9 protein-coding genes and 1 pseudogene are annotated in these 14,316 nt (G+C 59.9%); 6 read left to right on the plus strand and 4 right to left on the minus strand.

Features of this window, described 5'->3' with window-relative positions; genetic code table 11:
- Positions 1-31: 31 nt before the first annotated feature.
- The 4 genes and pseudogenes from carB to carA all read right to left on the minus strand — a co-directional run bounded on the left by carB (position 32) and on the right by carA (position 7,834).
- A pseudogene (gene carB, locus HXX25_RS14230) lies at positions 32-3,329 on the minus strand (carbamoyl-phosphate synthase large subunit).
- Positions 3,330-3,461: 132 nt separating this feature from the next.
- Positions 3,462-5,009 (minus strand): peptide ABC transporter substrate-binding protein, encoded by a 1,548-nt coding sequence (locus HXX25_RS01965; protein WP_187166859.1) that lies wholly within the window; start codon positions 5,007-5,009, stop codon positions 3,462-3,464.
- Positions 5,010-5,024: 15 nt separating this feature from the next.
- A complete protein-coding gene (locus HXX25_RS01970; protein WP_187166860.1) occupies positions 5,025-6,650 on the minus strand; it encodes a phytanoyl-CoA dioxygenase family protein in 1,626 nt (541 codons plus the stop codon).
- A complete protein-coding gene (gene carA, locus HXX25_RS01975; protein WP_187166861.1) occupies positions 6,650-7,834 on the minus strand; it encodes a glutamine-hydrolyzing carbamoyl-phosphate synthase small subunit in 1,185 nt (394 codons plus the stop codon). Before carA ends, HXX25_RS01970 begins: the two co-directional genes overlap by 1 nt.
- Positions 7,835-8,004: 170 nt before the next feature.
- Between carA and HXX25_RS01980 the strand changes: the two genes are divergently transcribed.
- The 6 genes from HXX25_RS01980 (at position 8,005) to HXX25_RS02005 (ending at position 14,301) form a co-directional block, all read left to right on the plus strand.
- Positions 8,005-8,472: a GatB/YqeY domain-containing protein gene (locus tag HXX25_RS01980; RefSeq protein WP_187166862.1), complete on the plus strand. Its 468-nt coding sequence runs from the start codon at positions 8,005-8,007 to the stop codon at positions 8,470-8,472.
- A gap of 61 nt (positions 8,473-8,533) precedes the next feature.
- Positions 8,534-10,357 carry a DNA primase gene (gene dnaG, locus HXX25_RS01985; RefSeq protein ID WP_187166863.1) on the plus strand — a complete coding sequence of 608 codons (1,824 nt, stop codon included), beginning with the start codon at positions 8,534-8,536 and terminating at the stop codon, positions 10,355-10,357.
- Positions 10,358-10,415: 58 nt separating this feature from the next.
- Entirely contained in the window at positions 10,416-12,482 is a 2,067-nt protein-coding gene (rpoD, locus tag HXX25_RS01990) for an RNA polymerase sigma factor RpoD (RefSeq protein WP_187166864.1), read from the plus strand.
- A gap of 48 nt (positions 12,483-12,530) precedes the next feature.
- Complete coding sequence (locus tag HXX25_RS01995) at positions 12,531-13,358, plus strand: TylF/MycF/NovP-related O-methyltransferase (RefSeq protein ID WP_187166865.1); 828 nt, start codon at positions 12,531-12,533, stop codon at positions 13,356-13,358.
- A gap of 67 nt (positions 13,359-13,425) precedes the next feature.
- Positions 13,426-13,875: a GNAT family N-acetyltransferase gene (locus HXX25_RS02000; protein ID WP_187166866.1), complete on the plus strand. Its 450-nt coding sequence runs from the start codon at positions 13,426-13,428 to the stop codon at positions 13,873-13,875.
- A 3-nt stretch (positions 13,876-13,878) separates the two neighbouring features.
- Positions 13,879-14,301 (plus strand): secondary thiamine-phosphate synthase enzyme YjbQ, encoded by a 423-nt coding sequence (locus tag HXX25_RS02005; protein ID WP_187166867.1) that lies wholly within the window; start codon positions 13,879-13,881, stop codon positions 14,299-14,301.
- Positions 14,302-14,316 lie beyond the last annotated feature (15 nt).

Consider the following 14,316-nt stretch of genomic DNA (forward strand, 5'->3'; position numbering starts at 1 on the left):
CTTGGCAGTTCTTATCTGCATTGAGGAGAGATCAATTAGAGTAGGATTGCAAGGCGTGCGGTTCAAGCGCTCCTTCATCAATCTTTTCAAGTGAGCGCACAGCCGCGATCGCTGCCGAGGCAGTTGTATAGCACGGCACCTTCAATTCCAGTGCGGTTCGACGGATGGAATAGCTGTCTTTATGGGACAGCCGGCCTTCCGTTGTATTGACGATTAATTGCACCCGGCCATTCTTGATGTCGTCTACAATGTGCGGCCGGCCTTCATAGACCTTGTTGACGACCCGCACCGGAATTCCGGCATCTGTGAAGGTTTTGGCGGTGCCTTTGGTCGCCAGAATCTCGAAGCCCAGATCCGCCAGTGCGCGTGTTGCGTCAATCATCAGCGGCTTGTCGCCTTCCTTGAGCGAAATAAAGACGGCGCCCTTGCGCGGCAGATTAACGCCGGCAGCGATCTGGGATTTGGCAAAGGCGCTCTCGAATGAGGAATCAATGCCCATCACTTCACCGGTGGACCGCATTTCAGGGCCGAGGACGGGATCCACGCCCGGGAAGCGGGCGAACGGCATAACGGCTTCCTTTACGGCGACGTGTTTGGGATTGGGGCGTTTCAGGCCAAAGCTGGCCAGCTTGGCTCCCGCCATGACCTTCGCGGCGATCTTGGCCACCGGGATGCCAATCGCCTTGGCCACGAATGGCACGGTGCGCGAGGCACGCGGATTGACTTCCAGTACATATATGGTGCCGTCTTTCACGGCGAACTGGACATTCATCAGCCCGCAGACCCCGATGGCCTTGGCCATGGCGGTCGCTTCGGCTTCCAGCTCAGCAATCATGTCCTTCGACAGTGAGAAGGGCGGCAGCGAGCAGGCCGAGTCGCCGGAGTGCACACCGGCTTCTTCAATGTGTTCCATGACGCCTGCCACGAAGACATCCTCGCCGTCGCAGATCACATCGACGTCCACTTCGTCGGCATTCTCCAGATAGCGATCGACGAGCAGGGGCGTTTTACCGGAAACGACGACGGCTTCGCGCAGATAGCGCTCCAGGCCTTCGCGATCGCGCACGATCTCCATCGCTCGTCCGCCCAGCACATAGGACGGACGCAGAACCAGCGGAAAGCCGATGAATTTCGCAATGGCGAGCGCCTGCGCGTTCTTCGATGCGATGCCGTTCGTTGGGCTGCTTCAGATCCAGCTTGTTGACCAGCGCCTGAAACCGTTCGCGGTCTTCGGCAAGGTCGATGGCGTCGGGTGTGGTGCCGAGGATCGGGAATGCCCTCGGCCTCCAGCCCGCGCGCCAGTTTCAGCGGCGTCTGCCCGCCGAATTGCACGATCACGCCGTGCAGCGTTCCGTTCTCCTGCTCGACGCGCAGGATCTCCATGACATGCTCGAGCGGTCAGCGGCTCGAAATAGCCGGTCCGAGGTGTCGTAATCGGTGCTGACCGTCTCGGGGTTGCAGTTGATCATGATCGTCTCGTAACCCGCATCCGAGAGCGCGAAACAGGCGTGACAGCAGCAGTAATCGAACTCGATCCCCTGACCGATCCGGTTCGGGCCGCCGCCCCGAGATGACGACCTTTTCGCGCCCGAGGGCCGCGCCTCATTCCACCTCGCCCATCATCGGGGCCTCGTAGGTGGAATACATGTAGGGGTTGCGCCTCGAATTCGGCGGCGCAGGTGTCGATCCGCTTGAAGACCGCATGCACGCCCAGATTGACGCGGGCGCGGCGCACCTGTTCTTCGTCGCGTCCGGTCAGCATGGCAAGGCGGGCATCGGTAAAGCCCATCATCTTTCAGTGGCGCAAGCCCTCTTCGGTCATCGGCAGGCCGTCGCGGCGGATACCCGCCTCTGCCTCTACGATTTCGCGGATGCGGGCGCAGGAACCACGGGTCAAACGCACGTGGCGGCGTTGATCTTCATCGACCGTCAGCCCATGGCGCATGGCCTGGGCGATGGTGCGCATCCGGTCGGACGGGCAGGGACCGAGACCGCGCGCGGGTGATCGCGTGCCTCGTCCAGTGCGCCCTCGATTCGACCTCGTCGAAGCCCGAAAGACCAGTTTCCATCGAAGCGAGCGCCTTTCTGAACCGGCTCTCGTGGAACGTCCGGCCTATGGCCATGGCCTCGCCGACGGACTTCATCGAGGTCGTCAGGATGTTTTCGGCGCCGGGATATTTCTCGAACGCAAAGCGCGGAATCTTGGTGACGACATAATCGATTGTCGGTTCAAAGCTGGCGGGTGTTGCGCCGCCGGTAATGTCATTCTCGATTTCATCGAGCGTATAACCGACCGCCAGCTTGGCCGCGACGCGGGCAATCGGAAATCCGGTAGCCTTGGATGCCAGTGCCGAAGAGCGCGACACGCGCGGATTCATTTCGATGACGACCATTCGGCCATCGGCCGGGTTCACAGCCCATTGCACATTCGACCCGCCGGTTTCGACGCCAATCTCGCGCAGGACGGCGATGGAGGCCGTCCGCATGCGCTGGTATTCCTTGTCGGTCAGGGTGAGGGCAGGGGCCACCGTAACGCTGTCACCGGTATGCACGCCCATCGGATCGATATTCTCGATTGAACAGACAATGATGCAATTATCCGCATTGTCGCGAACAACTTCCATCTCGTATTCTTTCCAGCCGAGAAGGCTTTCATCGATCAGAACCTGGCCGGTCGGCGAGGCCTCGATGCCGGCGCGGACGATGGTTTCGTATTCATCGAGATTATAGGCGACGCCGCCGCCGGTTCCGCCCATCGTAAAGGCCGGTCGAATAATGGCGGGCAGGCCAATCTCGTCGATGGCCTGCATGGCCTTGATCGCGCCCGCGGCCCGGTCATAACCAATGATGCGGCCATCTTCGTCCCTGATCTTGGGGGAGGAGACGACGACGGCGCGCGGGTTTTCAAGGCCGATCTTGTCCATCGCCTCGCGGAAGCGCTCGCGGTCTTCGGCCTTGTCGATGACATCGGCCTTGGCGCCAATCATCTCGACGCCGAATTTCTCCAGAATGCCGCGCTCGTCCAGCTGCAGCGCGCAATTGAGGGCGGTCTGTCCGCCCATGGTCGGCAACAGCGCATCCGGGCGTTCTTTCTCGATGATCTTGGCGACCATTTCCGGCGTGATAGGTTCGATATAGGTCGCATCCGCCAGCTCGGGATCCGTCATGATCGTGGCCGGGTTGGAGTTCACCAGAATGACCCGGTAGCCCTCTTCCTTCAGCGCCTTGACCGCCTGCACACCGGAATAATCAAACTCGCAGGCCTGACCGATAATGATCGGTCCCGCGCCAATGATCAGAATGCTGTTGATGTCAGTCCGTTTTGGCATCCCGGCCCCGTATAAATTTGCGCGCTTTTCGCCGCCGCAATGCGCGCATTTCGCGCGCGGCGGTGCCAGAAGCGTTCGGTTGTCGTGCTAGGAGGCGGTCATAGACCGGATTCGCAGGATTGGCGAGAGGCTTTACGCGCCGCTGACTGACAAGTTCCGCCAGATTTGTGGCTGAACATCAGGCGTCAGGCCTGACACACGATCCGAAATCAGCCAGTGTGCCTGTTCATGAAGAAGCGGGATGATGACTTGCTGATCCAGCAGGATGGCTTCCGCCTGTTGATAGAATCGCGTTCGTTCGCCGTCCTCCACAGCTTGGCGCGCTGCTGCGATTGCGGCGTTGAAAGCATCGGCTTCCGGCGCACCGGTTTCAAACCAGCCGGAATCGTCGGCGAACCCGCCTTCTGTGAATGGCTCCATCATGAAGTTGGGATTGGCTTTCAGACCGCGGTCAAAATGTGAGAGGGCGATATCAAAATCGCCGCCATCAACGGCCGAATAGAGATCAACCGGTGCCGTCGCCAATAATTCCGTCTGGACGCCCGCGCGGTTCCAGTCATCGGCAATTGCAATGGCCAGACGCTCGCGATCGCCTGACGTCGTGCGCAAAGTGAGCCGCGACAATTCCGAAAAATCGCCGGACGGGGGTGCCACACCGGCCTGCGGCGGCTGCAGACTATCGGGGATAACGGTTTGAGTTTCAGTCGCGGCCTCTGCCATGATCTGATTGGCGAGAAAGGCCCGATCAGTCACGACGGAAAGAAATCGGCGGAGCCGTACATTCTGAAGAGCGGGTCGGCGCAGATTGATTTTCAGATAGGTGAATTTCGGGGCCGGGAAGCTGTGAACCCGATTTCCCAATTGCCGGCGCAATAAGGGAATCTGCGTCGGCGGCGGGGCGTCTGCCAGATCAAAATCACCCGCTCTGAACATGCGTGTACGCGTGGACGCATCATCCACAATCTCGACATGGGCTGCGGCGACGGCTGCCGGCGCATAACTGAAATCATTTCGCACCAGATCAAAAGACAGAGCGCCGACATCTGCCAGCTTGAACGGCCCCGATCCCACAAAGTTTTCTGGACGCACCCAGTCATTGCCATGGGCCTCGATGGCATGCCGCGGGAAGGGATAGAATTCCCGCATCAGTGTTGGAAACAGGCCCAGAGGCTGTTGCAGGCGGAATTCAACTTGCCGCGCACCAACTTGCCGGACGCCGACTTCCGATGGCGGCATTTCCCCCGTCAGGACGGCGCGCGCATTCTCGACCGCATAGAAATCGCCGAGCTCGCCGCCCGCCGTAGCCGGGTTGAGGATGCGTTGCACCGACCACACAACGTCATCGGCGGTCAGCTCATGCCCGTCGGACCATCGCAGGTCCTCGCGCAGGGTAAAGATCCAGCGGCGTCCGGCGTCTTCTGCAGACCAGTTGTCCGCGAGCCCCGGCCCGACGCCAAGGTCATCAGAATAGTCCGTCAAAGGTGCAAAGAGTTGCTTGTAGAGGAGGGCAGAGGCGGCGAACTGGCCGATGGCCGGGTCCAGCGAGTCGGGCATGTTGCTGATGGCGACGCGCAAAAGACCCGGGGGCGCTTCACGACGTCCGCTGCAGGCGGCAACACCCAGCCCCGCCAGGCTGGCCAGCAGGGCACCGCGCCGTGTCAGGCCGGATGAAGCTGTCATACGGCCCGTCCCCGGTTATAGCGTTTCGACAACGCGCGCCGGATCGGCTTCGCGTTTCTTGCTCTCGACGAAATACAGCCCGCCCGTATCCCAGCGCTCAACCGCGCCGTAATGCTTCATGGCGTCGAGCGCGGTGTAGTGAGAAATGATGGCCTTGCGCAAGCGGTCCGGGTTCTTCGCCACTGTGCCGCGATGCAAAAGGCGGGCATGCCAGATCAGGACATCGCCCTTTTCGGCCGTGAATTCGACCTTTTCCAGATTTTCAGCCGCAATCTTTTCTTCGAAGAAGGGCGTCAGGACGCGCTCGGAATGGATCGGCCAGGCCCGCGTTTGCCGGACTTCCTCAGGCACGAAATTCAGGATTTTGCTTTTCTTGATATGCGGCCACTGGTGGGATCCGGGTACAAACTGGAACGGCCCCGAATCCGGTGTGATCGTGTCCAGCGCAAACCAGCAAGCGACATAGCGCCCGCGCACTTCATCCGGATTGAGATAATCGTCCTGATGCCAGTCGCGCTGGGTCGTCTTCCAGCCGGTGAGATTCAGATTCATCACCATTTCCTCGCCGATCAGCGAGTGAAGCGTATCGACCAGTGGCTTGTGGAGACAGAGATCGCGGATCTCCCTGATCTCCATATAGGGCGTCTCGTCATCCCAGCCGCCGTCTGCGGATATCCGCTCGCGAACGCGGCAATAGGCATCCACGACGTCTTCCGGAATGAAATTCCGCAAGATCAGATAGCCGTTTTCGCGCCAGTGTTTTTGCTGATCCGTCAACAGGCTGGCATCGACCTGCCGCCGGTCCAGCGGTGGCAGCATGTTGTCTGATGGTGTCTCTTCGGAAATATCCGACCAGCTGATCGACGCCTTGTGTGGGTTTTGGGCGTAGAAGAGCAGTTCCTCATCGCCGCCTTCACCACCGGCGAGCTGGGCCCGGCAAGCGCCAAAACCGGCGGCTCTGGCAGTTCGCTCCAGACTTTCGGGCGTGAAGAACCAACGTCGTACATTGGCGGCAAGGCTGGGCCATTCGGGGCCCTTTTCCTTGCGGATATCGGAGCCATAATTGGGCGTCGATACCATCAGCAGGCCGCCCGGCTTCAGCTTGGCGCGGCAGGCTTTCAGGAATGCGACCGGATCGTCGGTGAAACTGATGACGTCCAGCGTCGTGACGACCTCATACTTATGGCCGGGCAACTGGCTGTCTTCGATACGGACCGGTTCAACGGGAATGTTCAGGTGCTTCGTGCCCCAGGCGGCAATGGCCTGCCACGGGTCGACGCCCTGGACTTTCCAGCCGTGGGCGCGGGCATGAAACAGAAAATATCCCGGTCCCGATCCGACATCCAGAACGTGCTTGTCCCATGGGCCGGTCTTCACCACCCACGGCGTCAGGTCGCGGGCCGCGTCCATCATGCGATCGAACTTGAACGACAGGCCGGAAAGCTCCAGCGCCTTCCAGTCGTCCAGATAATGTTCGGCGCCCAGATGCGTGAAGTCGAAGGCAATGCCCGGATCGCGTTGGGCGAGGCCGCACGTATTGCAGGCATTGATGCCGGCTTTCTGGCCCAGCGGAATATCGAACGCCGCGTAGGCGGTCTCGAATGCGCCTCCGCACGCGGGACATTGCTGCGCGGGATTCATCAAGCAGTCTCTTTCTTCAACGATGCGACGAAACCGTCGAAGACAGCATAACTGTCTTGCGGGCCCGGGCTGGCTTCCGGGTGGTGCTGCACCGACATGACGGGCCGCGAGGTCAGACGGAAGCCGCAATTGGTGCCGTCAAACAGGGAGATATGGGTCTCCACCGCATCATCTGGCAGGCTGGACGCATCCACGGCAAAACCGTGATTCATGGAGACGATCTCGACCTGTCCGGTCTCATGATTTTTCACCGGGTGGTTCGCGCCATGATGGCCTTGCGCCATCTTGACCGTCTTGCCACCGAGCGCCAGCGCCAGCATCTGATGCCCGAGGCAAATGCCCAGCACCGGTATGCCGGCATCAATGACGCCGCGGATGGCGTCCAGGGCATATCGGCCGGTCGCTGCCGGGTCTCCGGGACCGTTCGAGACCACCACACCATCCGGCTTCAGCGCCAGCACGTCTTTGGCAGACGATTTGCCGGGCACGACGGTCACCCGCGCTCCAGCCGATACCAGCCGGCGGAGGATGTTGGCTTTCACGCCATAATCGAGTGCGACCACAAGCGGGCCGTCGGCTGGCCCGACGCCATGGCCGGTATCCCAGTCCCAGTCGCCGTCTTTCCAGTCTGCATTTTCGCTCGACATGACATCTGCGGCCAGTTCACGGCCTTCCATCGTCTGCGCGCTGCGCGCTTTTTCACGAAGGGCATCCAGATCAAATGCGTCCGTATCGGAGTGCGCAATCACGGCCATCGGCATGCCGCTTTCGCGGATACGCCGTGTGATGGCCCGCGTATCGACGCCGGAAACGCCGATTATGCCGCGCTGATCCATCCAGTCCGCGAAATGGGACATGGAGCGATAATTGGCCGGCGAGGTCATGTCCGCCCGCATGACCATGCCCGTTGCGGCGTGTTTTGCCGCATCACAGCTGGCTTCTTCATCCGCGTCATTCGTCCCGACATTTCCCACATGCGGGAAGGTGAAACAGACGATCTGGCCGGCATAGGAGGGGTCGGCGAGAATTTCCTGTTGGCCGGTCATGGCCGTGTTGAAGCACAATTCGCCGACTGATTCGCCTGTCGCCCCAAGGCCTTCGCCCGTGAATACGGTGCCGTCAGCGAGGACCAGACGGGCATAACCTGTTGGCTTTTGGGCTTGATTTTTTTGCGTCGTCGTCATACGAGCGCGCTCCTTGCAAAAAGAGGGCGGGGATCGCTATCTTTTATATCTTGGTGGCGCGCGAAGCTAGGAGACTGGCCGCAAAGCGTCAAGAAACGACCTGAGCAGGAAAACGGTTTAAAAACAAACGGCTTACGGATTTTCCGTCAGGCATTGAGGTTATCGGTGGCATGTCCATACGTGAAAGAATTACTTCTGATCTGAAAACGGCGATGAAAAACAAGGATGCCGTGCGTCTCTCCACGCTCCGCCTTGTATTCACCGCGATCAAGGATCGCGACATTGCAGCCCGCGCGGAAGATCGCTGCCAGGGCTGCGAGTCCGGCGAGATCATGGCCATCCTGCAGAAGCTGGCCAAGCAGCGGGACGAAAGCGCGGATACATACGAGAGCGCTGGCCGCCTTGATCTGGCAGAGAAGGAGCGGGCGGAAGCTGACATCGTGCGCGAATACCTTCCCAAGCCGATGGATGACGATGAAATCGAGGATGCTGCCCGCGGCGTCGTCGACGAACTCGGCGCAACAGGCCTGAAAGACATGGGCAAGTGCATGGGCGCTCTGAAAGAGCGTTACACCGGCCGTATGGATTTCTCGCAAGCTGGCGCGAAGATCAAGAACCTGCTGACCAACGCAGCGTGAGCCGTCGCCATTTGGCGCGCCATGACGTAGTCTGCCGGTCTTTCGAGCAGCCGGATTCGCCATGCGTCTGACAGACGATTTCAAGGATGAAATTCGTGCCCGGGTCCGGATGTCGGATCTGGTCGGGCGAAAGATTCAGCTGAAACGTCAGGGCCGCGAATTCGCCGGCCTGTCGCCTTTCAAGAAGGAAAAGACGCCGTCCTTCTTCGTCAATGACGAGAAGAAATTCTACCATTGCTTTGCCTCCGGTGAGCATGGCGATGCGTTTGACTGGCTGATGAAAATGGAAGGTCTGTCCTTCATGGAGGCGGCAGAGCAGCTGGCCTCGATCGCCGGTATTCCCCTGCCCAAAGCCGATCCGGAAGCGGCGAAAAAAGCCGAAGCTTCCAAATCCCTGATCGAGTGGATGGAGTTGGCGCAGCGCTTCTTTTCCCGGCAATTGCGGTCGGGCGCGGGCGCCGATGCGCGCCATTATCTGGAGCGGCGCGGCTATGGACCGGCAGAATGGGAAACATATGAAATCGGTTTTGCGCCCGATTCCCGTACAGCTCTGAAAGACGAGCTGATCGCGGCTGGCGCGAAACCGGACGAGTTGATCGATTGCGGCTTGCTGATTGCGCCGGACGATGGTGGTGCGCCCTATGACCGCTTTCGCGGCCGCATCATGTTTGCCATCCGCGACCCGCGCGAGCGGCTGGTGGCCTTTGGCGGGCGGGCGATGTCGGCGAATGCCCGGGCAAAATATCTCAATTCGCCGGAGACCCCCATCTTTCACAAGGGGCATAATCTCTATCGCTACCCGCAAGCCCGCAAAGCTGCAGCCAATCCTAAATCGGGGGCCCGCGGACTGATTGTCGCGGAAGGCTATTTCGACGCCATCGCGCTGGCGCGGGCCGGGATCGAACATGCCGTGGCGCCGCTGGGAACCGCGCTGGGCGAGGACCAGATGCAATTGCTCTGGCGCGCGGGCGGTGAGCCGACCCTGTGCTTTGACGGCGATAATGCCGGACGTATGGCCGCCAATCGGGCCGCAGAACGCGCACTCCCTCTGCTGGAGCCGGAGCGGACCTTGCGCTTTGTCTTTTTGCCGGAGGGCAAGGATCCGGATGACATGCTGCGGGATGAGGGGGCATCTGCCCTCACGGAAGCCTTGGGGCATTCGCGGCCTCTGGCGTCGATTCTGTGGGATATCGAGGCCGAAAAAGAGCCGTTGGACGATCCGGATCGCCGCGCCGGTTTTCGCAAGCGGCTGCGCGCCCTGCTCTATCGAATCGAAAACCCCGATGTACGGGCCGAGTATCAGCGCGAGTTTGACCAGAAGCTGGAGCAGATTTTCGGCTCGACGCGGCGATCGGGTGGGCGATACGTCAAAAAGGGCGCGGCCCTGGGCGCCACTGCCGAAACCAAGCGCCTTGTCGAGACGGGGCCGGTTCCGACGCGCTTGCGTCACTTGCTTCTGGCCGCGGTTGAATACCCGGAAATTGCAGAAAACCAGACCGAAATGTTATCTCTGCTGAACTGTGTGCAGCTGAATCCGCTTCGGGATGCTATTCTGGATGCACTGGCCGAAGGGCATGTCGAGCAGACGGGTGGCTTGCGGAATCACCTTGCAGGGCAGGGGTTTGCGAGTGCATTGAAGCGTCTTGATCTTGAAAAACAGCCCATGCGGGCGGCGCTGGGTGGTGAGACCGCAACTGTTATCCAGCGAGAAGAGGCTTGGACACGCATCGCAAGCGATTATATGGAACAGACGGGGTATAATAAGCAGCGGCAGGAAATGCGGTCTCGGCTCGCCGAGGAGATCGAGAATGATGATGCCGATACGTTGCGCGGCTTGATGGAAGTTCATCGCCGCGGCAAGGCGCGTCGGCAGACCGGCCAATAGGCCGGGCGAAGTCAGGAATTACGAGCGGCGTCATGCCGCCGGACAGGAAAAACGGATAATGGCAACAAAAACGAAATCGACAGCTCCAGCCAATTCCGGCGAAACGCCACAGGATGGACCGCTGCTCGATCTCACGGATCAGTCCGTAAAGGCGATGATCAAGGCCGCGAAAAAACGCGGCTTTGTCACGCATGATGAAATCATCAAGGTTTTGCCAGAGGAGGAATTTACCTCCGAGCAGATCGAGGACGTGCTGGCCCAGCTGTCCGAAGTCGGCGTCAATGTCATCGACAATGAGGATTCGCCCGAAGACGAGGATGAAGCCAAGTCCAAGTCTGAAGACGGCGACGACGACGAAAAGGATGACGAAGACGACGACGAGGGCGGCAAGGCCGTCAGCGCCAAGGGATCGACCGCTGTCACCGGTCAGAACACGCCATCGTCGGCTGATCGCACCGACGACCCTGTTCGTATGTATCTGCGCGAAATGGGCACGGTCGAATTGCTGTCCCGCGAAGGCGAAATCGCCATTGCCAAGCGCATCGAGGCCGGCCGCAATGCCATGATCCGCGGTCTGTGCGAAAGCCCGCTGACCTTCGAGGCCATCATGGTCTGGCGCGAGGAAGTGGCGGAAGGCCGCGTTCTGCTGCGCGATGTGATTGATCTCGACGCCACTTATGGCGGCAAGAATCCGCAGCCGGATTATTCCGAAACCGGACGGCCGGACCAGCAGCCGGGCGGCAAGCCGGAAGACAAGCCCAAGCCGAAAATGCCGGAAGGGCATGAAGAGAAGAACAAGGAAGACAAGGTCGAAGGCGAAGGCGGCGACGACGACGATGATGACGAGGAGGAGGGCGTAAACCTTTCCCTCTCCGCCATGGAAGCCGAGCTGCGCGAAGAAGTGATGGTGACGCTGGATGCGATCGCCGCCGACTTTGCGGCCTTCCGTAAACTTCAGGACAAACTCGTCACCGCGCGCGCCGAGGGCAAGGACCTCACAAAGCAGAGCCGCGAGAAGTATGAGGAGCTGGAAAACCGGATTGTCACCGAGCTCAACAGCCTTCACCTCAACAATGCCCGGATCGAGGCGCTGGTCGAACAGCTCTATGCGATCAACAAGGAATTGATGGCGCTCGAGGGCAAGCTGCTGCGCATGGCCGACGCACATGGCGTCTCGCGCATCCAGTTCATGGAAGCTTATTTCGGAAACGAAACAAATCCGAACTGGCTGGATGAATATCAGGACAAGACCAAGGCGTGGAAGCGGTTTGTTGAACGTGAGGCCGTCGAGGTCGAGAAGGTTCGCGAAGAAATTGCCGAGATTGCAACGCGGTCCGGTGTTCCCGTGGATGACTTCCGCCGTATCGTGAAAGCCGTCCAGAAAGGCGAACGCGAAGCGCGCATCGCCAAGAAGGAAATGGTCGAAGCCAATTTGCGTCTCGTTATTTCGATTGCGAAGAAATACACCAATCGCGGGCTGCAATTCCTCGATCTGATTCAGGAAGGCAATATCGGCCTGATGAAGGCGGTCGATAAATTCGAATATCGCCGCGGCTATAAATTCTCGACCTATGCGACCTGGTGGATCCGGCAGGCGATCACGCGCTCCATCGCGGATCAGGCCCGTACCATCCGGATTCCGGTGCACATGATCGAGACCATCAACAAGATCGTTCGCACCTCGCGGCAATTCCTGCACGAATGGGGCCGTGAGCCGACACCGGAAGAGCTGGCCGAGAAACTCGCCATGCCGCTGGAAAAAGTGCGTAAGGTGATGAAGATCGCCAAGGAGCCGATCTCTCTCGAAACGCCGATCGGTGATGAAGAAGACTCCCATCTCGGCGATTTCATCGAGGACAAGAATGCCGTCCTGCCGATCGATGCGGCCATCCATGCCAATTTGCGGGAAACCACGACTCGCGTGCTCGCCTCACTCACCCCGCGTGAGGAACGCGTGCTGCGGATGCGCTTTGGCATCGGTATGAATACCGACCACACGCTGGAAGAAGTCGGCCAACAATTCTCGGTGACCCGCGAACGTATCCGGCAGATCGAAGCCAAGGCCCTGCGCAAGCTCAAACACCCGAGCCGCAGCCGCAAGCTGCGGAGCTTCCTGGATAACTAGGCGACATCGCCCGGTTGAGGGCAGCGTATTGACGATGGGAGTGACTCGATGAGACGAAGCGAGGACCTCTATATCGACTTGCTCAAGAAGGCGCTGTCCTTTCAACTCTGGCCGGAACCACCTATGCCGGTGGATTATTTTGCGGGCCGCAATCGCACAGTATGGCGGCGGATCTTGCGGCGCCTGTCCGGCTTGATATCGCGATGGGACCTGATGATCGCCGAAACCCGGCCGGTGACGGCTGCAGAAAGGATCGGCGGCGAATACTGGCCTGGCTATGCCGATACCATGATCGGCCTCAAACGCCTCGATAATATCGAGACCTGCGTCCGCTCGGTGATATCGGACGACATAGAAGGCGATCTGATAGAAACCGGCGTCTGGCGCGGTGGGAGCTGCATCTTCATGCGCGGGCTGCTCGAAGCATTGGGTGATCGCGAACGCTGCGTGTTCGTCGCAGACAGTTTTGAAGGGCTGCCGCCTCCGGATGTGGATCGCTATCCGCAGGATGCCGGCGACACGCTCCATCAATACGATGTTCTTGCTGTGTCGGAAGCCGAGGTACGCCGGAATTTTGAACGGTATGGTTTGATGGACCACCGTGTGGTGTTCCTGAAGGGCTTTTTCGCCGACACATTGCCAACGGCCGATATCGGGCCATTGGCGATTCTCCGGCTGGATGGAGATATGTACGCCTCGACCATGGATGTACTTGAAGCGCTCTATGACAAGCTGGTGCCGGGTGGGTATTGCATTATCGACGACTATGGTCTGTCGACATGTGAGACTGCTGTAACGGATTTCCGGGCCAGACGTAGAATTTCAGATCCGCTGGTGACCATCGATCGCTTCGGCGTGTTCTGGCGAAAATCCTGACCCGACAACGCCGGCGCCCGGTCAAATGGACTGAAGCCGTTACGGTAACGAGAGCAAGGAGAGCATCATGACCGAACTCACCATCCGCGCTGCCCGGCCCAAAGACGCAGCCGCGATCGCGCGTCTCTCCCGCGAGCTGAATGAAGTCGTCAACGACTCGACAGAGCACTGCACGCCGGAAAACATCAAGGCGACTCTCTTCTCCCATGATGCGAGCTTCCACGTCCTCGTGGCGGAGAAGGATGGCGCAGCCATCGGTTATGCCGTCTGGCACGCCTATTATGACAGTGGTCATGGCGGGGCCGGAGCCTGGCTCGCCGAGGTCTGCGTGGGTCAGGATGGCCGGGGAGAGGGCGCGGGCCGCGCCCTGTTCGAAGCGGTGGTCGAGGATGTGCGCGACAGCCCGGCGACATTCATGATGTGGACGTCATCGGAAACCGACGCCGCCGAAGGCCTCTATGAAAGCTCCGGCGGAACGGCCAAGCTGGTCCGGCGCTGGGAGCTGAACGGGCTCTAGCTTATGCCTCAGACGACGCTTCGCCTTTCGACCACCGGCCCGGGCCTTTATGAATTCACCCGCGACGCTGACCATTTCGTTCGGGGCAATGCCGATGGCGAGGGCCTCTTGATCTGCTTTGTCCGGCACACCTCCTGTTCGCTGGTGATTCAAGAAAATGCCGACCCGGATGTGCGCCGGGATCTGGACGAATTCTTTCGCCGCCTTGTGCCGAATGGCGATGCCTCGTCCATGGCCTGGCTGCGACACACCACAGAAGGCCCGGACGACATGCCTGCTCATATCAAATCAGCACTCACGGCCACCTCGCTCTCCATTCCCGTCACGGATGGGCGGCTCGCATTGGGCACCTGGCAAGGACTCTACCTGTTCGAGCACCGCGACCATCCGCACGAACGGCAGCTCGTTTTGCATCTGTCGCGATAGCAGCTGGCGCCAGCG

Source organism: Hyphobacterium sp. CCMP332 (genome assembly GCF_014323565.1).
GTDB lineage: Bacteria > Pseudomonadota > Alphaproteobacteria > Caulobacterales > Maricaulaceae > Hyphobacterium.

Excerpts from the sequence above, each read along its gene's own strand:
- HXX25_RS01965 (WP_187166859.1), bottom strand. The coding sequence starts at position 5,009 with ATGACAGCTTCATCCGGCCTGACACGGCGCGGTGCCCTGCTGGCCAGC.
- HXX25_RS01970 (WP_187166860.1), bottom strand. The coding sequence starts at position 6,650 with ATGAATCCCGCGCAGCAATGTCCCGCGTGCGGAGGCGCATTCGAGACC.
- carA (WP_187166861.1), bottom strand. The coding sequence starts at position 7,834 with ATGACGACGACGCAAAAAAATCAAGCCCAAAAGCCAACAGGTTATGCC.
- HXX25_RS01980 (WP_187166862.1), top strand. The coding sequence starts at position 8,005 with ATGTCCATACGTGAAAGAATTACTTCTGATCTGAAAACGGCGATGAAA.
- dnaG (WP_187166863.1), top strand. The coding sequence starts at position 8,534 with ATGCGTCTGACAGACGATTTCAAGGATGAAATTCGTGCCCGGGTCCGG.
- rpoD (WP_187166864.1), top strand. The coding sequence starts at position 10,416 with ATGGCAACAAAAACGAAATCGACAGCTCCAGCCAATTCCGGCGAAACG.
- HXX25_RS01995 (WP_187166865.1), top strand. The coding sequence starts at position 12,531 with ATGAGACGAAGCGAGGACCTCTATATCGACTTGCTCAAGAAGGCGCTG.
- HXX25_RS02000 (WP_187166866.1), top strand. The coding sequence starts at position 13,426 with ATGACCGAACTCACCATCCGCGCTGCCCGGCCCAAAGACGCAGCCGCG.
- HXX25_RS02005 (WP_187166867.1), top strand. The coding sequence starts at position 13,879 with ATGCCTCAGACGACGCTTCGCCTTTCGACCACCGGCCCGGGCCTTTAT.